The sequence below is a fragment of the Bifidobacterium imperatoris genome, assembly GCF_002860405.1.
GTDB classification, from domain to species: Bacteria; Actinomycetota; Actinomycetes; order Actinomycetales; family Bifidobacteriaceae; genus Bifidobacterium; species Bifidobacterium imperatoris.
The window spans coordinates 23,177-47,777 of record NZ_NMWV01000008.1 but is presented as its reverse complement, the minus strand read 5'-3'; the positions used below and the strand labels follow the sequence as shown (position 1 = coordinate 47,777).

The 24,601-nt window shown below is 55.0% G+C and carries 18 protein-coding genes and 1 pseudogene; 12 read left to right on the top strand and 7 right to left on the bottom strand.

What is annotated here, in order from left to right; translation table 11 throughout:
* Positions 1-61: 61 nt before the first annotated feature.
* The 8 genes and pseudogenes from Tam1G_RS03545 (at position 62) to Tam1G_RS03510 (ending at position 10,674) form a co-directional block, all read left to right on the top strand.
* Positions 62-1,798 carry an isopeptide-forming domain-containing fimbrial protein gene (locus Tam1G_RS03545; protein WP_101625474.1) on the top strand — a complete coding sequence of 579 codons (1,737 nt, stop codon included), beginning with the start codon at positions 62-64 and terminating at the stop codon, positions 1,796-1,798.
* A 99-nt stretch (positions 1,799-1,897) separates the two neighbouring features.
* A complete protein-coding gene (locus Tam1G_RS03540) occupies positions 1,898-4,273 on the top strand; it encodes a hypothetical protein (protein ID WP_101625473.1) in 2,376 nt (791 codons plus the stop codon).
* A gap of 379 nt (positions 4,274-4,652) precedes the next feature.
* A pseudogene (locus Tam1G_RS11890) lies at positions 4,653-4,952 on the top strand (hypothetical protein); the annotation flags it as partial.
* Positions 4,894-5,283, top strand: a complete 390-nt coding sequence (locus Tam1G_RS11885) for a hypothetical protein (protein WP_243394865.1) — start codon at positions 4,894-4,896, stop codon at positions 5,281-5,283. The pseudogene Tam1G_RS11890 and the gene Tam1G_RS11885, both read left to right, overlap by 59 nt.
* Before the next feature lie 88 nt (positions 5,284-5,371).
* Entirely contained in the window at positions 5,372-6,043 is a 672-nt protein-coding gene (locus tag Tam1G_RS03530) for a membrane protein (protein WP_033891587.1), read from the top strand.
* Positions 6,044-6,172: 129 nt separating this feature from the next.
* Entirely contained in the window at positions 6,173-6,442 is a 270-nt protein-coding gene (gene rpsO, locus Tam1G_RS03525) for a 30S ribosomal protein S15 (protein ID WP_033891585.1), read from the top strand.
* A 303-nt stretch (positions 6,443-6,745) separates the two neighbouring features.
* Positions 6,746-9,487, top strand: a complete 2,742-nt coding sequence (locus Tam1G_RS03515; protein WP_101625472.1) for a polyribonucleotide nucleotidyltransferase — start codon at positions 6,746-6,748, stop codon at positions 9,485-9,487.
* A gap of 218 nt (positions 9,488-9,705) precedes the next feature.
* On the top strand, positions 9,706-10,674 hold the full coding sequence (locus tag Tam1G_RS03510) for a hypothetical protein (RefSeq protein ID WP_242689678.1): 969 nt from the start codon (positions 9,706-9,708) through the stop codon (positions 10,672-10,674).
* A 230-nt stretch (positions 10,675-10,904) separates the two neighbouring features.
* Here the strand turns inward: Tam1G_RS03510 and Tam1G_RS03505 are convergent, their stop codons facing one another.
* On the bottom strand, positions 10,905-11,618 hold the full coding sequence (locus tag Tam1G_RS03505) for an ABC transporter ATP-binding protein (protein ID WP_101625470.1): 714 nt from the start codon (positions 11,616-11,618) through the stop codon (positions 10,905-10,907).
* A gap of 32 nt (positions 11,619-11,650) precedes the next feature.
* Entirely contained in the window at positions 11,651-13,351 is a 1,701-nt protein-coding gene (locus tag Tam1G_RS03500) for an ABC transporter permease (protein WP_101625469.1), read from the bottom strand.
* Positions 13,352-13,709: 358 nt separating this feature from the next.
* Between Tam1G_RS03500 and Tam1G_RS03495 the strand changes: the two genes are divergently transcribed.
* From Tam1G_RS03495 to Tam1G_RS03480, 4 genes are all read left to right on the top strand, one after another.
* Positions 13,710-14,288: a LemA family protein gene (locus Tam1G_RS03495; protein ID WP_101625468.1), complete on the top strand. Its 579-nt coding sequence runs from the start codon at positions 13,710-13,712 to the stop codon at positions 14,286-14,288.
* Between the two features lie 61 nt (positions 14,289-14,349).
* Positions 14,350-16,659, top strand: coding sequence for a DUF2207 domain-containing protein (locus Tam1G_RS03490; protein WP_101625467.1), 2,310 nt, complete (start codon positions 14,350-14,352; stop codon positions 16,657-16,659).
* A gap of 6 nt (positions 16,660-16,665) precedes the next feature.
* A complete protein-coding gene (locus tag Tam1G_RS03485; protein WP_101625466.1) occupies positions 16,666-18,966 on the top strand; it encodes a DUF2207 domain-containing protein in 2,301 nt (766 codons plus the stop codon).
* A gap of 108 nt (positions 18,967-19,074) precedes the next feature.
* The gene (locus tag Tam1G_RS03480) at positions 19,075-19,941 is read left to right on the top strand and encodes an aldo/keto reductase (RefSeq protein ID WP_101625465.1); all 867 of its coding nucleotides are present in this window, start codon (positions 19,075-19,077) and stop codon (positions 19,939-19,941) included.
* Between the two features lie 80 nt (positions 19,942-20,021).
* On the opposite strand, the gene rimM is transcribed toward Tam1G_RS03480, so the two are convergent.
* The 5 genes from rimM to ffh form a co-directional block, all read right to left on the bottom strand.
* Complete coding sequence (gene rimM / locus Tam1G_RS03475) at positions 20,022-20,636, bottom strand: ribosome maturation factor RimM (protein ID WP_101625464.1); 615 nt, start codon at positions 20,634-20,636, stop codon at positions 20,022-20,024.
* Positions 20,637-20,651: 15 nt separating this feature from the next.
* Positions 20,652-20,885 (bottom strand): RNA-binding protein, encoded by a 234-nt coding sequence (locus Tam1G_RS03470; RefSeq protein ID WP_033891569.1) that lies wholly within the window; start codon positions 20,883-20,885, stop codon positions 20,652-20,654.
* Between the two features lie 17 nt (positions 20,886-20,902).
* Positions 20,903-21,367, bottom strand: a complete 465-nt coding sequence (rpsP, locus tag Tam1G_RS03465; protein ID WP_033891568.1) for a 30S ribosomal protein S16 — start codon at positions 21,365-21,367, stop codon at positions 20,903-20,905.
* Positions 21,368-21,558: 191 nt separating this feature from the next.
* Positions 21,559-22,605 (bottom strand): endonuclease/exonuclease/phosphatase family protein, encoded by a 1,047-nt coding sequence (locus tag Tam1G_RS03460; RefSeq protein WP_101625463.1) that lies wholly within the window; start codon positions 22,603-22,605, stop codon positions 21,559-21,561.
* A gap of 94 nt (positions 22,606-22,699) precedes the next feature.
* Positions 22,700-24,367, bottom strand: a complete 1,668-nt coding sequence (gene ffh, locus Tam1G_RS03455) for a signal recognition particle protein (RefSeq protein ID WP_165781887.1) — start codon at positions 24,365-24,367, stop codon at positions 22,700-22,702.
* Positions 24,368-24,601 lie beyond the last annotated feature (234 nt).

The window sequence follows — 24,601 nt, the reverse complement described above, 5'->3', positions numbered from 1 at the left end:
CAAACCTGCTGATGGGGCACTCCACCAGCAAAAGAAGTAATTAAGGAAGAGAGGATTTCTCATGAAGATGAGGAAGCTTTTCGCGGGCGTTGCCGCTATGGCCACCCTGCTCGGTGGCATCGCGTTCGGCGCCACCACCGCTAATGCGGCTACTGTGAGTGATGCCGATTTGGCTAAGACTCAGAGCATTACGATCAATGGAGCTGTTGCAGGGCACACGTTTACCGCCGTTCAGCTTGGCTATTTCAGCTCCGCAACCACTAACGAGGATGGCACCGCACTTGCCGGTGTCACTGTTGAGACTTCGAACTACAAGTCCTTCAACAATTTCCAGAAGCCTGACGTGAACAATTTTGAGCAGCTTCTTTCCGATAACCTGCCGCAGGGCTGGGATGCCACTGCGACCGGCAAGTCTTATGTCGGCAATCCGGCTGGTTACGTTGCTACGCTCAGCAACGATCAGGAGACCCCTCTGTATGCAGGCGCTCTGCGTGATTTCGTGACTTCTCTTGCGAAGAGCACTGATTTCCAGGACGGAATCAAGAACGCAAAGATTCCTACTGCTGGTACTTACACTGCAGATGAGAACGGCGAATCCGGCACTATTTCCGGACTGCAGCCTGGCCTGTACATCGTTCTCGACACCACCTCTACTGATCCGGCCACTGTGTCCATCCCGATGCTGGTAGCCACTCAGGTCAATGGTCTGTCTCTCAAGGGTTCCACTCAGGGCGAGGTTAACCTGAAGAACCAGACTCCTACCTTCACCAAGGGCGTGAGCCTGACCGAAACCGGTACCCCTGCTGACCATGTCGCCGCTTCCTTCGGTGACACCGTCTACTACACGCTGACCACCGAAGTGCCGGTTACCACTGGTTACGACAACTTCGTCTTCTCCATCAAGGACACCCTGCCTACCGGCATTGTGTACAAGGCAGACTCTGCCAAGGTCTCGGTTGACGGCTCTGAAGCTGTTGCTCCGGCTCTGACTCAGGATGGCCAGTCTCTCACCTTCGACCTGTCCAACCAGATTGCTGATCAGACCAAGGCCGGCAAGAAGATTGTGGTCACCTATGCTGCTGAGCTGACTTCCGACGCTAAGGTGTACGAAGAATCCATTCAGAACAAGAACGTTGCTGTTCTGACCTACTCCAAGAACCCGAGCTCTGTGGGCGAAGCCGCAACCGCTGAGTTGACCGCATCCGCTTACGTGTTCACCGGCAAGTTCATCATCACCAAGCAGGACAAGGCCGGCAACAAGCTGAACGGTGCTCAGTTCCAGGTCTTCAAGGGTGGTTGGAACGATAACGCTGACGGCAAGGGCAACCCGGCCGCCACCGCTCCGGAGACCACTCCTCTGAAGTTCGTCAAGGTCAGCGCAGGCGTGTATAAGCTTGCTGATTCCGATGACACCAACACGGTTGACGTTATTCCTGCAGGTACTACCGAAGTGCAGGGTCTGGAAGGCTACTTCACCGTGAAGGAAACCAAGACCCCGTCTGCTGAGTACTCCGATGCTCTCAAGCCGACGTTCGTCATCGGTCTTCGTTCCAACTGGAACACCCCGAAGACCGCTGTTGTTCAGGCTACCTACAAGATGAACACTGCTGATCCGTTCAAGCTTGTTCAGCTTAACGGTGATACGTTCACCGTCACCAACGTCAAGAACATCACCGAGCTGCCGCTCACTGGTGCTGCTGGCACTGCACTGTTCGTCGTCGTCGCTGCTCTGATCGCTGGCGCTGGCGTGACCGTGTTCGCCAAGTCCCGTTCCACCAAGCGCGCTCTCGAAGCCTGAGCTTGACACTTGCTCATAATTGAGTAATACGAAAGCCGACCTGAGAAATCAGGCCGGCTTTTTGCTTATATAAAACATGATTCGTAGAAGGGGAAATTCATGACTTATGAGAATAATATGAGTGTTAGCGAAGCATGTAGATTGTTGCATGAAAGCTACCGATCGCATTCCGCTCGAGGGGAGAGCCTTCCTAGAGAGATGATATATCAGGATGCCTTAGGCATATTTAGCAATGGTTCGGAATCTGATAATTCTCAAATAATAAGCCGGATTGCATACGCTCTTTATATTGCAAAGGATGACATAGATATTATTGCTCCTTTGCAGAACGAAGATCCTAAAACTTTATTGAAAGGCTATCGTGTATGGAAAAACAATCTTATTACATGTATTAATAAGGTGATAGAGAAGCATTGTTTCTTTGCCGCATATGATCATAGCGAAATCGACGATGATGATACTTTGCATATGATATTCATGGCAATTGATGCAAAGTCGCCAGCATTTTGTCGTGCTATTCCAACGAGGATTTCTAAGACGGAGCAGGATCTAATTGAAAATAGCCAGCTGCGTGAGATTCCGGAGGTGGATGTTTCCTTAAATCGTGATTATCGCGGATCTGATGATTATTATCGAACGTATTGGGAGCGCCGCCGTATCATTGATCGGCAGCATAAGCCTGTAGTCGGTGGAGATATCCGTTCGAATGCATTTGATGATGTAGATATTTACACCATTGATGTTATTCCCGATTCACCTCAGAGCATGCCAGTCTGGGCGCGACGTAAGGATGTGCGTAGCCGTTGGTTTATGATTTGCACTAATTATCTTCCTAAGACTGATTTATCTCGTAAAGATAGAGCTGATTACTCCAATGAGTGTATTGACAACAGTAGTGGGTTGCGCACAGTGCAGAGCCCAGACTATACGTATCTAAATCATGGAATCATCAATAGTAAGTATGCAGTGCATTTTGGGTTTGCCCAGGTTCAACAGTATTTTGTTGGGGCCAATCCAAAAGGCAGGGAGAAACTTCCATTCGCGCCTGTTGGAATATACCGTTTGCCTGTTCAGCTGTCTAATCGACTGTCATGGCTGATGGATCCAACGCCATATGTCACTCGTATTGATATTGGAGGTAGCGAGGACAGCGAGAATAAATCTGAAAACGTTTCTTCACGCAACGTGAATGACGTGAATAGTAGCAATGCTATTGATGATAATGGTTCACCTAATGTTGAGACATTGCTGGCGAGACGTGATTCGGTGCTGCGCATGGCCGTCAATGGGAACAACACTGGTGGAGGACATGCTTCGCCCGCTCCTGCTGTGCCAACCGCGTCTGATCAACAGGTAGCTCAGTTATTGAGCGGACTGCCTGCCTTTGAGCAAATGGTGGTATTTGACGTAGGGCAAGGGCAGTGTGTTGGTTTGCTTGATGCGAATGGGATGCCTTGTGCATATTTTGATGTTGGATGGGGTGTCCATGAAACTAAAATTCCTAAATATTGTACTTGTAATCGCCCTCCTATCATTTTGTCTAGTTGGGATGAAGATCATTGGTTAGGAATTAGCGCGGAACCTAAGTTACTGAGTCTTTCATGGATTGTCCCTCAACGGCCTGCCACGAAAAAAGGGCAAGCCAGCTATGCAAAATTAATGGGTGAAATTGGCGCTAACAATGGTGCAAATGTATACAATTTAAGCTCGACGTTGCCGGCGCTATGTGTCGTTGACCTGAATAACTCAGGCAATGCATCGAATGATCAGGAAAAGCTTATTATTTGTGAAACGGCTCATACAAACCCGAATAATAATAAACTCATTAAAAGCACCAATGATGTTGGGGTTGTAATTGCTGTGGTGAATTCTTCTGAGAATGCTGTTTGGCTGCTTGTGGCTGATGCCGGTTACCATACAGTGAAAAGGGAATTCGGCCAATTGCAAGTAGGTGAATTGCAAGCCGGAAAGCCTCCGGTTCTGTCTTTCAGGGCATCGAGTAAAAAGTCCTTCCTTGAATTCGCTAGACAGTATGGTGAAATTGTTGCGATGACAGCATCTCATCATGGTGCAAGATTATCTGCTGCGGATAATAAGCCGCCCACACGTCCTGCACATGGATACGCTCGATTACTGTTCTCGTTCGGAACAACGACCAAAGGCAATAGTCAGTATGGGCACCCGTCTAATGCCGCTATTGAAAAGTACCGTGAGGCTGGATGGAAACTGACCGGAGAAGGGTGGCCAATTGCTCAGCGCAAGGAGGGGGATTTCTTATCGACTAATTTGCCCGTCGATATTAACGGCATTGCATCTTTGCCCGTGGATAATAACGGGTATGCGACTTCTCCTTCTACTCATCGCAAAGTAACGCAGGGTCGTTCTGCAATCGCAGCTGGATGGAATCAACCTGCACCATATACAGGAACTGAACATTTGTTCGCAAAACATGCGATTGAAGGGATTCTTTCATAATGCAATCCGTGCCCCGCAACTGCAAAATTGGGGATTTTCGGTTGCGGGGCACTCGTTTGTGGCACGCGAGTGCAAAATCGCTTGAATTGCATTTGTGTGGCACGGTTTTTGGCGGAAATTGGTTATTTTCACTGGTGCAAAGTGTCCCGCGACTGCATTTTGACTGTTTTTGCAGTTGCGTGGCACTAGATTTCCTTAATCGTGCTCTATTTCGCACCATTCACACTACGTCAGTGCTCCTTACCAAGGAAAATCGGGGATAAAACTGCCTCTTTACGGGGTTACAACGGTCTGTAGCCTACTGACTACTATCCCGAACTGTGGCACGTGCTGTTTAGCTGTTTATTCGTAGCCTTCCGAGTGCAAGTAAGGGATGATAATGGCCAGTGGTGGCGGGGTATTTAGCCCCGAGGAAATAAAGTATCTGAAGTCTTTACCGTCGGTAGCAGGAGCCACCTCGAAACGTATAACCTATACCGATGACTTCAAGCGGTACTGCATAATTCATTACAACCAGGGTGCGTCGCCTGTGCGCATGTTCCGGGAAGCTGGGCTTGACCCTGCGCTGATTGGTTATAAGCGTATCGAACGGTGTATAGCACGTTGGCGCGAACAGCAGGATGAGATATTGCAGTCAGGATCCGACGAGTCAAACCCTAAAAATGGCCTTGGGGGGGGGGGTATCCTCATCGCCAGTTTTTCCAGGCAATACGTGGCGCAAGCAATCTGCGCAAAACTCTAGTGGTGAGGCTGATTTTCATGTGTCCCCAGAGCGCCGCGCTATCATTCTGCCAACGAGCAGTCTCGACAACGATATTCCAAACAGCGATTTACGTGATCTGCTGATTTCTCAGCAAGTTCGTCGCATCGATGAGCTGGAGCGCCAAGTAGATATGCTGGAAGCGTTGCTGCATACGGAGCAGAGTAAGAGACAAGCCGATGAATCCGCTGCAAACAATACTGCGGATAATGCTGACTCCAGCAACAATGCTGTTTCATCTTCAGAATGAGTTGATCGATGCCGCCGCCAGCTGGACTGGCGGCACGCTAAGATAGTCACCGCAATCAAACTGCAACGAATAATGGGCGAGGCGGTGCATGCAGAAGGAACCGAACGAAGCTACGGAAATCGTGGGCGGCAAGGTCGAAATGGTTGAGGTGTCCAAGCACCCCGAAGCTTCGATTCCCGTCACCGAATTATCGCTGGCGGATATTGAACGCCGGCGTTCGCATCCTGCGCGCTGGATTGCCGTTATTGTTGCAGCTCTGGTGGCTATCATCGCTCCCTATTGGTTCGGTCGTACGCTTGCGGTTAACAATACGGATGCTGTAGTCGCAGCTTTGGGCGGTATCGAACCTCGCGGCATCGCCTTGGTGGGCTGGGCAGTAGTGGTGATCGCCTACGTTGGCCTTGCAATGGCCGTGGTCGTATCGCCCTCCTGGCCGTGGCTCATCGTGTTCGTCATAGGGCTTGCCGCAGAGCAGTTCATTGCGGGCCTGAGCATGCTCAACCTGAACTTCTGGTATTCCACATATGTGGTGTACGGCGATCAGGCGAATGTTTTTAATGCTGCGAACTTAGGTATTTTGGCAGCGGCGATTGGCATTGCCGTGTATGCCGTAGTGTTCGTAGGGTTGCTTGTCATTATTAAGAAAACTTCGCCGCTTAATGTGCTGACTAAAAGCTGGGCCAGTTTTATTCTGTACTTTGCGATTGAAGCGTTGGCATTGTTTGTGATTCTGTTCGGCGGATTGCTGACTGCGGTGTGAGGTGCGACGGTGCTGCGGTCCGCACCTTGCCGTACAGTATCCATTTGGCGTGATTTCGCCCGCGGATAGAGAGCGTTCCGAGCGAGCCCGCACGGAACACCGCGCAACGACACAATTAAGGAGGATGCCGTGGCACTGACGGCTGAAGAGAAGACCCAGATTATCAACGAGTACGCAACGCACGAAGGTGACACCGGTTCCCCCGAGGTTCAGGTTGCTCTTCTGTCCAAGCGCATCTCCGACCTGACCGAGCACCTGAAGCAGCACAAGCACGACCACCACTCCCGTCGTGGTATGCAGCTCATGATTGGTGATCGTCGTCGTCTGCTTGATTACCTCAAGCGCGTCGACATCAACCGTTACCGCTCCCTCATCGAGCGTCTGGGTCTGCGTCGATAATTACAGACTTCCGCCCGAGTGCCTAAGATGGTGCTCGGGCGTTTTACATACGCCAGCCAACGGCAACAACAACAAGAGGGTTAGAGGATAGGCCGCACAACAAGCGCCATGTGGCATTGAAACGGGCGCGGAAGTTCACGTAGGTAAGGCCGACAAGAGAACCTGAATGAATGGGTTGACACGAGGATGCGGCGGCCAAGGGGCCAGCCGAAACATGGTATGTGACGTCCGCTGAAGAGGACATGCGGTATGAATCCGCATTTGCATGTAGGAATAAATAGATAAGTAAAAAGGAGGAACCCTATGGAGGGTCCCGAAATCAAGGCTGTTGAGGCCGTAATTGATAATGGATCGTTCGGTAAGCGCACGCTGCGCTTCGAGACTGGCCGCCTCGCACAGCAGGCTGATGGTGCTGTGGCCGCCTACCTTGACGACGATTCGATGATTCTGTCCACTACCACCGCTGGCTCCAGCCCGAAGGAGAATTACGACTTCTTCCCGCTGACCGTGGATGTGGAAGAGAAGATGTATGCAGCCGGTAAGATTCCGGGCTCTTTCTTCCGCCGTGAAGGCCGCCCGAGCTCTGAGGCTATTCTCGCTTGCCGTATCATCGACCGCCCGCTGCGCCCGCTGTTCCCGCACACTCTGCGCAACGAAGTGCAGGTTGTCGAGACCGTGCTCGCTGTGAACCCGGATGATGCTTACGACGTTATCGCTCTGAACGCTGCTTCCGCTTCCACCATGATTTCCGGTCTGCCGTTCTCCGGCCCGGTTTCCGGTGTGCGTCTGGCCCTGATTGATGGCCAGTGGGTTGCTTTCCCGCGTTGGAGCGAGCGTGAACGCGCCGTGTTCGAGATCGTGGTCGCTGGCCGCGTGATCGAGAACGGCGATGTTGCTATCGCTATGATCGAGGCCGGCGCCGGCAAGAACGCTTGGCACTTGATTTACGATGAGGGCCAGACCAAGCCGGATGAGACCGTTGTGGCTCAGGGCCTTGAGGCTGCCAAGCCGTTCATCAAGGTGATTTGCGAGGCTCAGAACGAGCTCAAGGAGAAGGCTGCCAAGGAAACCAAGGAATTCCAGCTCTTCCCGGAGTACACCGACGAACTGTACGCTCGCATCGACGAGATCGCTCACAAGGATCTGGACGAGGCTCTCTCCATTGCCGAGAAGCTGCCGCGCCAGGATCGCATTCATGAAATCAAGGAACACGTTCGCGAAGTGCTCGCCAACGAGTTCGAAGACATGGACGATGCCGAGAAGGACAAGGAACTCGGCAACGCCTTCAAGGAGCTGCAGCGCCAGATTGTGCGTCGCCGCATCCTGACCGAGGACTACCGCATCGATGGCCGTGGCCTGCGCGATATCCGTACCCTGTCCGCCGAAGTGGACATTGTGCCTCGCGTGCACGGTTCCGCTCTGTTCCAGCGCGGCGAAACCCAGATCCTGGGCGTCACCACGCTGAACATGCTCAAGATGGAGCAGCAGATCGACGCTCTGTCCGGTCCGCAGTCCAAGCGCTACATGCACAACTACGAGATGCCGCCGTACTCCACCGGTGAGACCGGCCGCGTTGGTTCCCCGAAGCGCCGCGAAATCGGCCACGGTGCTCTGGCTGAGAAGGCTCTCGTGCCGGTGTTGCCGAGCCGCGAAGAGTTCCCGTACGCCATCCGCCAGGTCTCCGAGGCCATCGGCTCCAACGGTTCCACCTCTATGGGTTCCGTGTGCGCATCCACTCTGTCCCTGCTCGCCGCCGGCGTGCCGTTGAAGGCTCCGGTTGCCGGTATCGCTATGGGCCTGGTCTCCGGCGACGTTGATGGCAAGCACATCTACAAGACCCTGACCGATATTCTGGGCGCTGAGGATGCTTTCGGCGATATGGACTTCAAGGTGGCTGGCACCTCCGAGTTCATCACCGCTCTGCAGCTCGACACCAAGCTCGATGGTATTCCGGCTGATATTCTGGCCGCTGCTCTGCAGCAGGCTCACGAAGCCCGCACCACCATCCTCGAGGTTATCAACGAGTGCATCGATGGTCCGGCTGAGATGAGCGAGTTCGCTCCGCGCATCATCACCACCACTGTTCCGGTTGAGAAGATTGGTGAAGTCATTGGCCCGAAGGGCAAGATGATCAACCAGATTCAGGAAGATACTGGTGCCGAGATTGCTATCGAGGATGACGGTACCGTCTTCATCTCCTCTGAGGGTGGCGAGGCCGCTGAGAAGGCTAAGCAGATTATCGACTCCATCGCCAACCCGCATGTGCCTCAGGCCGGCGAAACCTACAACGGCAAGGTTGTGAAGACCACCTCCTTCGGTGCTTTCGTGAACCTCACCCCGGGCACCGATGGCCTGCTGCACATCTCCCAGATTCGTAACCTCGCCAACGGTGAGCGCATCGACTCTGTGGAAGACGTGCTCAAGGAAGGCGACAACGTTGAGGTAGTCGTGCAGGGCGTTGACGACCGTGGCAAGATCTCCCTGGCCATCCCGGGCTTCGAGGATCAGGAGAACAACGCCGGTTCCCGCGGCGGTGCTCGCTCCGAGCGTTCCGATCGTGATGACCGCCGTGGTGGCCGTGGCTCCCGTGGTGATCGTGACGACCGTCCGCGTCGCCGTCGTTCCGATGATCGCGATTTCGATCGTGATGACCGCGATGATGATCGTCCGCGTCGCCGTCGCTCCGATGACTTCGAGGATGATTACGAGGATCGTCCGCGTCGCCGTCGTTCCGATGATCGCGACTTTGACCGTGATGACCGCGATGATGACCGTCGTGGTTCCCGTGGCCGCCGTTCTGATCGTGATGATCGCGATTTCGATCGTGATGACCGCGATGATGATCGTCCGCGTCGCCGTCGCTCCGCCGACCGCGATTTCGATCGTGATGACCGTCGTTCCTCTGGCCGCCGCGGCCGTGGCTCCGACCGTAACCCGCGTTACGCCACCGACGACAACTACGACGACTACCGCGCCGATCGCGAAGAGCGTTCCGAGCGTCCGCGTCGCCGCGTTCGCCGCGACTTCGATCCGTTCGAGGACTGACGCCATCTCGCGGATTCCCTTACTGAGAGGGACTGCTGACTAGCCAAGTGCCTTTGTACTGCGTTGATTTTTCACAGTACAAAGGCACTTTTCGTTTTGTGTTATCTCTATCGCAAGTTTATCCACCGTTCTTTTGTATGCGATGTGGATAACTGGAGCTAGTGCCACATACCCCGTTTCAGCTTTTCCCGTAGATTTCCAGTAGCTACGGTGAAAGAATGAATACCTATGTCAATGATGATGTCCCATTATCTTCAATATCAATGCGAGATAGTCTCGATAACCGCCGGCGGGAGACGCTCAATCGATGCATTGAGGAAGCTAACCGAATTGGTTGTAATCTACTGTTCGGTATGACCACTGCGTTGATATTGTACGGTGTGCCGCTTCCCGCAGATTGTGATTTGGATACTTCGCAGTTGCACACGGTATTTGAAACAAAGGAGAAGCGACTGCGCGCAAATAGCACGACGTTGCGTCCGCATGTGTGGAAGTTCCTACCACAATCGCATGCAGTGAAAATCAATACTCGAGTGTATGCGCTTGATATATTTCATGTGTGGGCGCAGATGGCGAGTCATGTTTCGTTGCAATCATTGATTGTACTTGGTGACTCCATTATCAGCGTTATGAGCCGCCGTAGACAATGTGATATGAAGCAGATTTATTGTGAATTGGTGCGCTTTACGCAATCGGTGACAGGATTTGCTGGCCGTCCTTCCTGTATTCGGGCATTATCGCTTATCATGCCGGGATCTTCATCGCCGAAGGAATCCGAGAAAAGAATTTCACTGTGTGTTCACGGTATTCCTCAACCGAAATTGAATTACGTCGTGCCGAACATAATGTTTGACTCTGGCGTAGCAATGACACTTGATCTTGCATGGCCGGAATATAAAGTCGCGGTGGAGTATGACGGTGATCAACATCGTACCGACAAAATGCAATGGCGCCGCGACCGAGAGAAGAGAGGAAAACTGGTGGGGCGTGGATGGCTGATTTTTACAGCGACAGCGGCAAGTCTTGCGGATGACGATGCGCGTGCGGAGTTCGCATTCCATGTTGGTCGTGCGTTGACGCTGCGAGGTGCGGATTTTGTATTTCGTCTCAAAGCATTGCCACTTGAATTGCTGGCTCCTTTGCCGAGGAAAGTCGATTGGACTGCATTAGAGTCGAAAGTAGGGTAGAGGCGCATTGCTGTATAAATGTGTTGCGGTTATGTCCGTGCCACGCTAGCGCGAATTGAGCAGTATTGTGCTAGCGTGGCGGAGCCTCATAGAGAAATCACGCGATTTACCCTATAAATCGTGCCACACGAGTGCGGATTGGGCCCTTTTTACAGTTGTGTGGCTGAAACCAACGCCACGCCAGCACAAAAGATGTGATATTGCGCTGGCGTGGCACGCGGGGTGTATCTTTACCGCTCGCGGAGCGGGGCAAGTTGGAAGACCTCGTCGGATTGGGTGGCGACTTCGGGGCTGTGCGTCACGATAATCACGCATTTGCCCTCGTTGTGTGCCAGATCCTTGAAAATCGCCATGATGTCGTCCTGTGTGGCAAGGTCGAGATTGCCGGTGGGTTCATCGGCCAGAATGATTTGCGGGTCGTAGCTCAGTGCGCGAGCAATGGCCACGCGCTGCTGCTCGCCACCGGAGAGATGCAGAATACGCTCGTTCAAATATTCCGGCTGTAATCGCACTTTTTCGATGAGTTCGGCTGCGATTTCCTTTTTCGGCTTATCGAAGGTCTTGCCGGAGGCATCCATCGAGAGGATGATGTTCTCTGCCACAGTCAGCGCCGGCAAAAGATTGAAGCTCTGGAAAATCACGCCGATATCATGACTGCGGAAGCGGTAACGGTCGGCTTTCGCCAAGTCCTCGCCGTTATGCAGCACACGGCCCTTGGTTGGTGTGGTCAGCCCGGACAGCAGCGAGAGCAGTGTGGTTTTGCCTGCGCCGGAAGGACCGGTAATCGAAATGACTCGACCGGTGCGGAACACATAGTTCTTGTCGATGAGCACGCGCTTGCCGCCCTTGGTGTACGAGTAGGAGACGTGCTCCAGTTCCAAGGCTGGGGTGGTAGTGTTAGCGACGACTGCCGGTTCGGTGGCGTTTACAATTGCAGTATCCATGATGAAGTCCTTACCGTGGAAAATGGATGTATTTACGAGCGATCGGCGAGAATCTGCAGCGGTTCGTAACGCATGACGAACACGATGCCGACCAGTGCGGAGATGAGCGTCAATCCAAGGCCGATGAGAATCAGCTGCCCAACCACCGCAAGATTCACGGTGGCGTTGATTTCGCTAACGTAATTCACCGCCTGACGCATGCCGCCCGGCCCGCCCTGCTGAGCGTTGCTGCTCTTAGTAGAGCCTGCGGAGTCGGAGGACGAGTTCGCAGAGCTGGAGCTGGATTGCTGCTCGCCGCCCGGTCCACCGCCCATATCTGCTGCACGACCGAACTGCTGCTGTTGGCTGGATGCCTCGGATTCCTGCGCGGAAACCTGCGATGCCAGCAACTGGTTTGATACCGGCACGGAAGCCACCGCGCCACCGGCCACACCCAGTGCGATGCCGCACATTGTAACAATCAGCAGCTCGATGACGAACTGTGCCGCAACCGTGGCTTTCTTCACGCCGATGGCGGTCAGCACGCCGACCTCATATTTGCGCTCGCGAATATTGAACAAGTTGAGCACCACAAGTACCACGGCACCCACCACGAGCACCACAATCAGCAAGGTCAGTGCGAACTTCGCGAGGTTATCGAGCGGCACGAGGCTGGACTCGTACTGTTCGACATCCGCGGACTGCACGGTGTAGGTATCGTCCAAGCCGGCGGCCTTCACATCAGAGGCGAAGGTCTCGTAGTCATCCGCATTGGCGAGCACGTACGTGTAGTTGAGCTGGGTAGTGGTGTCGTCGTTATCGTCGTTAGCGGTGGTGTCGGAGTCCAAGCCGAGTGACTTCAGTGTGGAAACGGACGTGTAGATCGCGTTATCCGCGTCCTGCGAGGTACCACCCATCGGCCCCATTGCGTTGGTGTTACTGGAGGTGGAATTCTCGTAGATGCCGCAAATGGTCAGCGTGTAGGTGAGCGAGGTATCGCTCGGATTGGTCACGGTAATGGTGTCGCCCACGGAGAGATTGTTGAAGTCGGCCAGAGTTTTGGAAATGATGACTTTGCCGTTATCGGATTCGCCGTAGCCGAACACCTCGCCACTGGACATGGTGAACGAACCGTTGGAAGCATTGGCGATGGCGGTGTCCGAGGAGAAGCCGGTCAGGGTGAAGTCGCCGGAGGTCATCATGTTGCCGGGTCCACCACCTTGTCCGCCCTGTCCGCCGCCTTCGCCGCCGGGTCCCTGCTGACCGTCGCCGGAAGCAGAGGAGTCGGAGGAAGAAGAATCAGAAGAGGAAGAATTCGCCGCATTCGCCGTGCTGGACTCGACCGGCTGGAACGAGTCGGTACCGGAGACGCCGGTGCTTTCCGAGTAATACGAGCTCACCGAAACGCTGGAGGCCTTTTCGTACTTCTGGTAGTCGGCCAAAGTCAGGCTGCTGCCTTCCAGAGCGCTGCGCATCGAATCAAAATCAGGCGTGGAATCCTCGGAACTAGACGAATCCGAGGATGAGCTGGACTGTGATTCGCGCGCTTGCTCCATGAGTTTGCTGCGATCCACGCTGATGGTGGCGGTCACGGACGTGTTCGCCAAACCGGTTTCGCGTGCGGTGCTGGCCGCGTTGCGAATAGCAAGTCCGATGGTGGCTGCTGCGGCGATGATCGCCACGATTAGCACAATCAAAATATTGCGGCCTTTGTTCCGTATCACGGTTTTCCAGGCGTTGTTCAACACAAACATAACAGGTCCTTGAATGAGCGCGGCACCAAGAATACAGCGCCGCAGAACTATGGTTGTTTCGCAAGTTCCCCGCAAGACGGCATGTTTCGCGTGGAACTTCTGCCCCTAACTATCGGTGCCCATGATGATTGCGCGCTTATGCAAGGCTGAGCGCAACAGACAAACTACGTTGCACTTGACTGAAACGTTCCTGAATGCTTGCTGGACTTGCATGATTTCAAAGTGATTGTCCGTGCCTCCTCGCTTTTTATGCTGACTCGTGAAAGAATAGGCGTGAACAGTAATCCGGTACTATCCGGTAGCCGAGAAGGGGAAAGACTACTCGGCAAGGTCCATCCGGGCCGGCAAGGGGGCAGTTATGAGCACTGGTGCAATCATCGGCATTGTTATTGTCGTTATCATCGTGGGCGTGATCGGTTGGGGCATTAGCGCCTACAACGGATTGGTTACGCTGAAGAACCGTGTGAAGAACGGTTGGGCGCAAATTGATGTGCAGTTGAAACAGCGCGCTGATTTGATTCCGAATTTGGTGGAGACAGTCAAAGGTTATGCGTCGCATGAATCCCAAGTATTTACGCAGGTGACTCAGGCTCGCGCTGGTGCTGTGGCTGCTGCGAATGATCCGAATGCGACGATAGCGCAGCGTACCGCTGCAGAAAATCAGCTGTCGCGCGCACTGGTCAATCTGCAGGCGACTGCGGAGGCTTACCCGCAGCTGCAGGCCAATCAGAACTTCATGGATTTGCAGGGGCAGCTCAAGGATCTGGAGAATAAGATTGCATACGCTCGCCAGTTCTACAACGATGTGGTGCTCAAGCTCAACACTGCCATCGAAACAGTGCCGACCAATATCATCGCCGGCCTGTTCCACTTTGAGCAGGCTCAGTACTTCCAGGTTGATGAAACCGCACGCCAAGCGCCGCAAGTGAAGTTCTAATCATCTGGCCCTCGCATAGGGGTCAAGGACCGGCTGCACTGGGGATTTGGGGGAAGCAGCAATGAGAAAGCGTCTGATTCGAGCCACTATCTTCGCCGTGGTGAGCACATTGCTCGTTGGTGGCATGTTCGTATTATTTGCGATTGGTACGGTTTCGCCGGTTGTAGTTGGTGAGGATCTGAGTTATCGCGCGCTTGACTATGATGCCACCTTTACCACTGAAGGTGACCTCAAAGTCACGCAGCATATCGATATGAAGCTGCTGAAACGCAAAGATGATAATGGCGACACTAAGCCGTGGAAGCAGCTCTACCAGCAGTACACGCTGCGTTCCGATAATCTCACGGACATCAGCGACATCTACGTGCGTAACGTCACCGATGGCACCACCTATCAGCAGCAAACCGAGCTGACGATGCCGGATGATGTGCCAAGCGATGCCGCATGGAACTCCGATTACGCCGGTCACTGGTATATCGCGGATGTGACTGCCGGCGAAAGCGACGCCCACCCCTACACTCCCGGTGAGGATGCGCTCGCCGTCACCACGCCCGGAAGCGCCGACTCAACCCAGAAAACCGTGGAGATCGGTTGGAATATTCCCGCCACCGAGTCTGCGGATTCGATGAAATTCGATGTGTCCTTCACATTGCACGATGTGGCCACCCAGTGGAATGACATTGCAAGCTTGCAGTGGGAGCCGTTCGGCAAGTCCAATCCAGTGCCCATCGGCACAGTGAGCGGCATCGTGCACTTCCCGGACGGCATCACCTCAGACACCTCGTGGGGCTGGCTGCATACCGAACGCACGTCGGAAACCCGCCGAGCCAAGGATGGAAGCCTCAAATTCAAGGCCTACAACGTGCATTCTGGCGACTATCTGGATGTGGTCGCCGCGTTTAAGGCAACCCCGAACGAAACCGGCATTGCCCGCCATCAATCCGGCGATCATTTGGATGCGCTGAAACAGAGCGAATACCAGCAGGAGCAGCAGTGGCGTGATAGCCAGCGCACGCTGGCTCGTGTGCGCTTGGGCATTTGGATTGCAACGACGGTGCTCGGCCTCATCTTCTGCGCGTGGGGCATTGTGGTTGTGGTCAGGAGCAATAGGAACTCAAAGTATCGTGGACCTATTGAGTATTGGCGCGATCAGCCTGGCATCAGCCCGGCCTCCGCTGCCCGGCTTATCGAGGTGGCGGAGCCGCCGAAGCATTCGCGCCCAATGAACCGTGAGCTCACGGCAACGATGCTGTCGCTTGCCGTCAAGAAGGCCATCGCCATCTATCCAGGCCCCTCGGATATGTATCGCGGCATCGATATGAGCAAAGCCACGCCAGTGGGCTTGAGCCATATGATTGATGCCGATGCGGGCAGACGCCAAGCCTCACGATTCACCAGCACCATTGTGATTTTGCCGAAATCCATCGATGGCGTGCCGAACGCCGAGCAGTTGGGCTTAAGCGAATCCGAGAACGCACTGTTGAATCTCTTGATTGTGATTTCCAAGCGCGTCGGTTCCCCGGTATTCGACTTCGGTCAGATGAAGCAAGCCTGCAAGGATTGGGAAGACGGCTATCTGGAACTCGACAAATTCACCGGCGCTTGCGATATCGAATACGCGCGCTTGAATGCTTCGCGTTCGCGTGGCTGGCAAGCAATTGTAGCCGGCATATTTGCTGGAATCATCGGTTTCGCTGCCATGATGGCCAATACGATTCTTGATTACGCTGTAGTCGGTATTATTATCGGAATGCCGATATTCTTCATTGGCATGTTCTGTACTTTTGGCGGTGCGGCAAAGGAACTCACTGCACAAGGCCAGGAAATCGCCGGCAAGTGCTTGGGACTCAAGCATTACATGCAGGACTTTTCCAACTTCACCGACCGCGGTGCCGCCGACCTTGCCATGTGGGATTGGTACATGGTATACGCCGCCGCATTCGGCATTAGTGAACGGGTGGCCGCGGAGCTGGCCAAGGCATATCCGCAAGTCACCGACCCGCGTTGGCTCGACGACAACGCTTCCGACTCCACGCTCTACTGGTCCTACCGCTCGCACAGCTGGGATGACGATGCCCGTTATGGTTATGGCGCACGGGTCAGCACGCAGAGTGCCGGCGGTGGTCTCGCCGGCCAATTCGGCGCGAACTCGATGTTCGGAGGCGCCTCATATACGCCGAGCTTGAGCTTCAGCGATCTTGGTTCGCAGCTCTCCTCCGGCTTCGCGGATATCACCTCCACCATCGATGCCGCTGCGCCGGCTAGTTCATCAAGCGGTAGCGACTTTAGTTCCAGCGGCAGCTTCTCGTCAGGCGGTGGCTTCGGCGGCTCCTCCGGTGGTTCTGGCGGCGGTAGTTTCGGAGGTCGCTGACGCCCTATGAACCGCAGGATTCCGCGCGCCATTATTTCGTCGGTGATATTCACCGCTGTGGTGTTTGCCGTGATATTCATCGGCTTCTGGTTCACCGGAAGTCACTCGGATTTGCAGTATCGCAGTGTCGATTACGATGTGACTGTGCAAACCAACGGGGACATCAAAGTTACCCAGCACATCGATATGAAATTAGGACGGCGAAGTAAGGGCAAGCCGTGGAAGCAGCTGTACCAGCAATACACGTTGAATCAGTCTGATTTGGCGGATATCACGGATATTTCCGTCAAGAATGTGACCACTGGCGAAACCTATACGCGCACCAATACTGTGCTGCCAAGCGACGTGGCGAGCGATGCCGAATGGAACAGCAAGTATGCCGGCTACTGGTATGCGCAGATATCAGATCTGCTGGGTGCCAATCCCAAGGAATACAAGCCCGGCGTCAATGGCATGCCCATTTATTCGGATGAAACGCAATACGATGATTTCATTCAGGACAATGCGTTGAAGCGCCAGCGTACTGTGGAAATCGGTTGGAATATTCCCGCCACCAAACATGCGCGCAGCATGAAATTCGACGTGACAATGACACTGGTTGGTGCCGCTCGCCTTCACCCGGATATTGCATGGTTCCAATGGGAGCCGATTGCCGAAAGCAATACGACGCCGATAGGGCGTGTAACTGGTACCGTGCATTTCCCGAAAGGCATTACTGCAAAGAATTCCTGGGCATGGCTACATTATGCCGGTTCGTCCTCCACCTCCCGCGATGCAGACGGTACCTTGCATTTCCAGGCGACCAACGTGGCTGCCGGGCGTTATTTGAACTTGATGGTGGCCTTTGATTCTTCAGTGGTGCACGACACATCGAATGGAACGGTTGGCGCCAAGTACAAGCCAGCGGGGGAGTGGATTCGCACGCGCGACTATCCGGGATTGCAATCGCTGAAGAAGCTCGAATCCGAAAAGTTGGCTAAGGCTCAAGCCAAGCAGCGCAAAACTGTGCGAACCTGGGCTATTGTGCTCGGCTTGGAACTGCTGCTATGTGCGATATCGCTTGGTATGGCGATATTTGGCCGATGGCGTGCGCATGGTCCGCTGTATAGCAAGAGTGTGGATTATCGGCGTGAGATACCAAGTCTCAAACCGACCACTGTGGCGAACATCGCTGATATTCTCGGCATTGCAACATCAGGCAACGTGGAACAACGCCGGCTTGCCGCCACAATGCTGTCGCTGGTATCCAAGGGAGCTATTGCACTGTACCCTGGTCCGGCCAGATTATACGGTACTGACGAGGCGAAGAGCTCAGGTGCTATGACGCTCACCCCGCATGTGGCGTTGCAGGCGTTGGGAGTGAACGGCGTGCGCCCGGTCACTGAGGAGGAAATGAGCGGTACTAGCACCATTGTGCTGCATCCGGTTTGCCGCAGCCAACGGAGACCAAAACCGTTGACCAAGCCGGAGCATGCGCTACTGCGCATTCTGGAGTTCGTCGGCAAGGATCGCGGCACGGATACGTTTGATTTGAACCAGATGCAGAAGAGCTGCCAAGGATGGCGAAGTGGCTATAAAGCGTTGGAACGCTTCACCGATGCGTGCAATGAGGAATTGGATAAGCGCAGGATCGTACGGCCTATTGGAGGCGTGACCGCCTTCTTCGGCCTCGGCGCAGTACTCTATGGCATGACTGCAGCGGTTATTTACACAGGCATCGGTAATCTTGCGCTTTCGCTCATTATGGGCGTGCCTGGCATGTTGCTAGGCTCCTTTGCCTTCTTGAGCGCTCCCAAGGAAATGTTCACCAAGAACGGCATGAAATATGGCGAGGAAGTGGCTGGCTTCTACCGGTATCTCACTGATTTCAGTAATTTCGATGACCGTGGCGCGCTTGATTTGGCACTCTGGGACGAGTATCTGATTTATGCCACCGCAATGGGTATTTGTCGGCAGGTGTTGAATGAACTCGCCAAAGCCTACCCGCAGGTCAAAGACCCCGAATGGTTGGATGGCAATGCCTCTGATTCGTTGATGTACTGGGATTACCGCTCCATTTCGCTGCTTGGTTCCACTAATGCTTCGAGTGGTCTTGATCCAAGCAGCTTCACCTCGGGCATTGCCAGCAATTATGGCGGCGTCACCGATTTGGGTTCGCAGTTGAGCTCCGGCTTCAGTGAAATCAGTTCCGCGATTCACGCGGCTGCGCCTGTGGATGCCAGCGGTTCCGGCTCAGGCAGCTTCTCCGGTGGCGGCTTCGACGGTGGCGGCGGTGGAGCCGGAGGCGGTTCCTTCGGTGGTCGCTAAGTAAAGCCTGACGCGCCAAGAGTGTAAATTATCCGCGCTGGAAACACGAAGCGGTTTATAGTGGCCAATAGAAGTGTTGCTTTGAACACCTACAGCAAAGGAGCCACTATGGCACTGTTCCGCAATCTTGGTCCGTTTTCCACTACGGCCATTGGCCACGGCGAAATGCCGTTGACCATTGAAAACAATCGTGGCCATGAAGTCGGTCTGGAAACCCTGCATGCTTCATTGGATGCCGGATGCCGCCACATTGATACCGCTTGGGCATATTACACGCCTGGCCAAGAGGAACAAACCGGCGAAAAGCTGGTGCGTGAGGCTTTGGCTACGTGGAAGGGCCCGCGCAACGAAGTCACCGTGGCCACCAAGATTGGTCTGCGCCGCGTCTGGGGCGAGAACGGTGAGCCGCTATGGCCGCGCGACGGCAAGCCGGAGCACCTGATTGAATACGGCAAGCAGTCCGCTATGGCGCTCGGTGTGGATACGATTGATTTGCTGTACCTGCACCGCCATGACCCGGAAGTGCCCTACAACGAGTCCATTGAAGCGTTGAAGCAGCTGGTGGACGAGGGCGTGGCTCGTGTGGCCGGTGTTTCCAATGCCTCCATCGAGCAGATTGATATCGCCCGCTCCATTCTGGGTGACAAGCTGGTGGCCGTGCAGAACCAGTATTCCCCGGTTCATCTCGAAACTCAGGACACGCTCGACTACTGTGCCAAGCTCGGTCTCGCATTCGTGTGCTGGAGCCCGCTCGGCGGCTACCGCCATCCGTATGACGAGTCCAAGTTTGACCCATTCCGTGAAGTGGCCGCCGCCCACGGCGTGAGCTACCAGCAGGTGGTATTGGCTTGGGAGCTCGCCAAGGGTAACCACATGTTCGTGATTCCGGGTGCCCACCGCCCCGAAACCATTCTCGACTCCCTAAAGGCCGATCAATTGGAGCTTAGCCCCGAAGAGCTCGCCAAGCTCGGCTGATTGGTATCTCACTGCCGTAGACGTAAAAAGCTGGAAACGATGAAGTAGTCGTTTCCAGCTTTTTCAATAAAGACGAAGTATCACAGTCCGGGAATCAGACCGCCGGGCGGGTCGAGCGTGAGGCACTGCTCATCCAAGTCGATTTCCGGTACCAGCTGCTCCACGAACGGGACCAATGCGGTCTTCTCGACTACATCCTCGCCCTTTGAATTCTGGCCGGTCACCACCGGCTTGGTCAAACGAATCTTTAACAGCGACTGGGCGGGAGAGTCGACCACATCCACTACCTTGCCGACTACCTGGCCGGCCGGCAGACCCAATCCGTTGTCTTCAGCCAGTCGAGCCTCAAGACCAATAAGATCCTTCGGATACCATTCGTCAGCCTCCAGCATCTCATCCGGGTCATCGGCCTCACCATAGAGTTCGATGCCGTTCAATGTCTCGGCGGCGGTGCGATCATCGGTTCCCTCGAATTTGATGATCCAACGGTCCTTGAACGTGCGGGAGTTCTCGACGATGTATTCGGTTTCGCCGTCCTCATCGTAGAGAACGGAACCTGGCTCAAATCGCCATTCCGGATCATCGGTGTACAGGCGAACGGTAACCTCGCCCTTCAAGCCTTGTGCCTTACCAATACGAGCGACCCTCAGCAACTCGAGCTGCTGAGGGTCGTCGTGCATGTCTTGCTGTGCCATGCTGTGAACTATTCCTTATCGACGGACGTCCATGATATCGACGCGCACCTTGTGATCAGACAGTGCCTGAATCACCGTGCGAATCGCATTGGCGGTGCGGCCAGAACGGCCAATCACGCGGCCAATGTCCTCTGGGTTCACGCGCACGCGAAGCAGTTCGCCGCGCGCATTCTCATGGGACTTGACGGAAACATCGTCCGGAAAATCAACGATGTTCTTGATGAGGTGTTCCACAGCCTGTGCAAGCATTGCGAGCCTTTCTCGAATCAGGCTTCAGCCGGAGCTTCTTCAGCAGCGGCGTCCTCAGCCGGGGCCTCCTCAGCGGCGGCAGCGGCTTCAGCCTCGGCCTTAGCCTTGGCTTCAGCTTCGGACTTAGCAGCCTTCAGCTTCTGAGCTTCGTTCTCCACAGCCTCAACGCGAGCAGCGGCATCCGGGCCAGCCTCAACGGTCTTCAGGGTGCCTTCAGCACCTTCGAGGCCCTTGAACTTCTGCCAGTCGCCAGTGATGTTCAGCAGCTTGAAGACCGGCTCAGACGGCTGAGCGCCGACGCCGAGCCAGTACTGAGCACGCTCAGACTTGATCTCGATGGTGGAGGGCTGGGTGTTCGGGTTGTAGGTACCGATCTCCTCGATGACCTTGCCGTCGCGCTTCTTGCGGGAATCAACGACTACCACGCGGTAGAAGGCGTAGAACTTCTTGCCCATTCGCTTCAGACGAATCTTGGTTGCCAAAATGGCTCTCCTTGTAAATACTAGGTTTGTGGTTTCTCGGTATGCTGTGTGGGGCACGGCTCGCCGGAACCCACGTGTCCTCACGGCACGGGGTGTAGAGGGCGCCACGCGCGCGTGAATAACTGGCCCATTATAGCGCCGAGCCCCGGACGTGAAACACGCCTGCGCTGGCGCTAGTTGTAGCACATGAATCAACGCAGAGTGAGCGTTGCGGTGAGTGCAAGATGGTCGGTGTCTTTGACTTCAAATGAACACACGCCAGATGGCTTCAGACCGGGCGTAAAGAGAATGTGATCCAATTCGATGCGCGGCCACTTGACCCAACGAGGGAACGTCAGATTCGGGCCGGCCGCTTGCATGAGGCTCGCATCCTTGAACCCGGATTTCAGCAGCGCGCGGAAGCTGGGATGATCGGTGCTGGAATTGAGATCGCCCATCACCACGGCGATATTGTGGTCGCCAATGGCAGAGGCTTTCGCCACGGCACCAAGGCCGAGAATACCGGCCGACCAATCCGCGCAGCCGCGCATCGGAGACTTCGGATGCGCCGAACAGAATGTGATGGTACGGCCGTGCTGCGGTGATTGTGGGTCGGTGGCTACTTCATCGGTGAGCCTCAAAGTCATTGCGGGCACATCGGCTGCAGGAATCTCCACCACGTTCGGTACTGCGGCAGCCGGTACGTAACGAGAAAACAGCATATTGTATCCGCCGTTATCCGTGTCCTGCGGCTCGCCAGATTGGCGGTAGGGGAGCAGATCCGCGACGCCCGCGGCATCCAAACGCGCGATGAGTTCGTCGGAGACCTCCTGCAAAGCCAACACCGCAATATGGCGTTCGCGCACCGCAGCCACGATGCTTTCGGCGTTTGCGCGCCCGTATCGGCAATTCAATGTCATGACTGTAAACTGATTCGGCAATGTTTCACAGGTGGTTCCACGGTCGGTCCAGTCTGTTTCACGAGGTGTTTCACGTTTCGTGCTGGAGGTTAGGCCCGTGCCCCAGTAGCTGATGCGCTGTGAGCTGGTCATCACAGCAGAGGCCAGAAGCAGACACATGCCGCCCCATTCATGCTGCCAAGCTGCCACGCCCGCCACAATAACCAGTGGAATCCACAGAAATGGGGTGAGCGCAATCATATATGGCATGGGCATACGCGCTTCAAGGCCAGCTGGAAGCGCAGACAATCCCAGCCAGAGCCATGAAAGGATGACTATCACAGCGAACAACGTAGTCATAAACAAAACTCCTTACGCAGCAAACTAAGTACTGAACTACTGAAGTACAAAAGAGGCTCCCCTCCGTGGAGGGGAGCCGGAAATCAGCTGAAAATCAGCGGCCGAACAGGCCACCGATGCCGCCGCCAAGATTCGGCGGCAATTCCATGCCGTCACCCTCAGCATTGTTCATCATCTGCTCAAGGCCTGCAGGCAGAGCCGGATTCTGCGGCTTCTTAGCGAAAGCGGAGCCTCCAGTAGAGCCAGAACCAGAGGACTTGCCGGCCAACTTATCGCGTAATGCCTTCTCCTCAGCCTCACGCTTCATCGGGTTGCCGGATTTGCCGCCCTTCTTCTTGTTCTTACCCTTGCCCTTCTTCTTACCGCCGCCCATAGCCGGGCCGCCGAAGCCGGGAATGCCGCCGCCCATGCCAGAACGATTGGCCATACGCTTCATCATCTTCGCAGCCTGCTCGAAACGTTGCAGCAGAGCATTGACCTGAGAAACCGTAACGCCAGAACCATAGGCGATACGGGCACGGCGAGAACCATTGATAATCGAAGGATCACGACGCTCAGCAGGAGTCATCGAACGGATAATCGCCTCAGTGCGGTCGATTTCCTTCTCGTCGAACTGCTCCAGTTCCTTACGATGCTGGGCCATACCCGGAATCATGCCGAGCAGGGACTTCATCGAACCGAGCTTGCGCACCTGCTGCAGTTGATCCAGGAAGTCATCCAAGCCGAAGGAACCTTCGGAAATCTTCTCGGCGGCCTTGCGGGCCTCCTCCTCGTCGAACTGCTTCTGCGCCTGCTCGATCAGGGTCATGATGTCACCCATGTCGAGGATGCGGGAAGCCATACGATCCGGATGGAAGACCTCGAAATCCTTCAGGCCTTCGCCGGTGGAGGCGAACAAGATCGGCTTGCCGGTCACGGAAGCTACGGACAGGGCCGCACCACCGCGGGCATCGCCATCGAGCTTGGAAAGCACCACGCCGGTGAAGTCCACGCCCTCATCGAAAGCTTTGGCGGTCTTGACGGCATCCTGGCCGATCATCGCATCGATAACGAATAAAATCTCATTGGGCTGCACGGCATCGCGAATATCGCGAGCCTGCTTCATCAGCTCTTCGTCAACGCCCAAACGACCAGCGGTATCGATGATCACCGTGTCATACAGCTTCTGCTTGGCGAAGGCGATGGAGTCGCGTGCCACCTTCACCGGGTCGCCAGATACCTGGCCCGGAGCGGCAACGGCCTCGCCACCATCAGACTGCACGCCCTTCTCTGGCGCATACACCGGCACACCAGCGCGCTCGCCAACTACCTGCAGCTGGGTCACGGCGTTCGGACGCTGCAAATCAGCTGCCACCAGCAGCGGCGTATGGCCGGAATCCTTCAGCCAGTAGCCAAGCTTGCCGGCCAGCGTGGTCTTACCGGCACCCTGAAGACCCGCGAGCATAATAATCGTCGGCGGATTCTTAGCGAAGTTCAACGGGCGGTCCACGCCCTGGCCGAGCACATCGGTGAGCTCTTCGTTGACGATCTTCACCACCTGCTGTGCAGGGTTCAGTGCCTCGGAAACCTCGGTGCCCAGCGCACGCTCGCGCACCTTGCCGGTGAAGGAGCGAACCACGTCGAGCGCCACATCGGCGTCGAGCAGTGCACGGCGGATTTCACGGATAGTGCCGTCGATGTCCGCTTCGGAAAGTTTGCCCTTGCTCTTCAGATGCTTGAACGCATTCGAGAGCCTGTCAGTTAAAGATGAAAAAGCTGCCATAATGGGCAACAGTCTAGCCGCCACGCGGGAAATTGCGCCGTACTGCAATCATGCCGCGTGCTTTTCTCGCAAAATACACATTCATGTGGGAATGCTCCTGCAAAGGCTCGTCCGCTCACGGCACAACTGGTCCCATGCCGATCGAGGGGTGTCCGCTACTATGGAATGGCAAAAATCCAGTGTTTTTTGGAATGCTTATGCAGTTTTGAAAATCCTTGGACACCGCCCTATACG

Bases quoted from the DNA above. Each gene is read 5' to 3' on its own strand.
- Tam1G_RS03545 (WP_101625474.1), top strand. From the start codon at position 62: ATGAAGATGAGGAAGCTTTTCGCGGGCGTTGCCGCTATGGCCACCCTG.
- Tam1G_RS03540 (WP_101625473.1), top strand. From the start codon at position 1,898: ATGACTTATGAGAATAATATGAGTGTTAGCGAAGCATGTAGATTGTTG.
- Tam1G_RS11885 (WP_243394865.1), top strand. From the start codon at position 4,894: ATGAGATATTGCAGTCAGGATCCGACGAGTCAAACCCTAAAAATGGCC.
- Tam1G_RS03530 (WP_033891587.1), top strand. From the start codon at position 5,372: ATGCAGAAGGAACCGAACGAAGCTACGGAAATCGTGGGCGGCAAGGTC.
- Tam1G_RS03515 (WP_101625472.1), top strand. From the start codon at position 6,746: ATGGAGGGTCCCGAAATCAAGGCTGTTGAGGCCGTAATTGATAATGGA.
- Tam1G_RS03510 (WP_242689678.1), top strand. From the start codon at position 9,706: ATGAATACCTATGTCAATGATGATGTCCCATTATCTTCAATATCAATG.
- Tam1G_RS03505 (WP_101625470.1), bottom strand. From the start codon at position 11,618: ATGGATACTGCAATTGTAAACGCCACCGAACCGGCAGTCGTCGCTAAC.
- Tam1G_RS03500 (WP_101625469.1), bottom strand. From the start codon at position 13,351: ATGTTTGTGTTGAACAACGCCTGGAAAACCGTGATACGGAACAAAGGC.
- Tam1G_RS03495 (WP_101625468.1), top strand. From the start codon at position 13,710: ATGAGCACTGGTGCAATCATCGGCATTGTTATTGTCGTTATCATCGTG.
- Tam1G_RS03490 (WP_101625467.1), top strand. From the start codon at position 14,350: ATGAGAAAGCGTCTGATTCGAGCCACTATCTTCGCCGTGGTGAGCACA.
- Tam1G_RS03485 (WP_101625466.1), top strand. From the start codon at position 16,666: ATGAACCGCAGGATTCCGCGCGCCATTATTTCGTCGGTGATATTCACC.
- Tam1G_RS03480 (WP_101625465.1), top strand. From the start codon at position 19,075: ATGGCACTGTTCCGCAATCTTGGTCCGTTTTCCACTACGGCCATTGGC.
- rimM (WP_101625464.1), bottom strand. From the start codon at position 20,636: ATGGCACAGCAAGACATGCACGACGACCCTCAGCAGCTCGAGTTGCTG.
- Tam1G_RS03470 (WP_033891569.1), bottom strand. From the start codon at position 20,885: ATGCTTGCACAGGCTGTGGAACACCTCATCAAGAACATCGTTGATTTT.
- Tam1G_RS03460 (WP_101625463.1), bottom strand. From the start codon at position 22,605: ATGACTACGTTGTTCGCTGTGATAGTCATCCTTTCATGGCTCTGGCTG.
- ffh (WP_165781887.1), bottom strand. From the start codon at position 24,367: ATGGCAGCTTTTTCATCTTTAACTGACAGGCTCTCGAATGCGTTCAAG.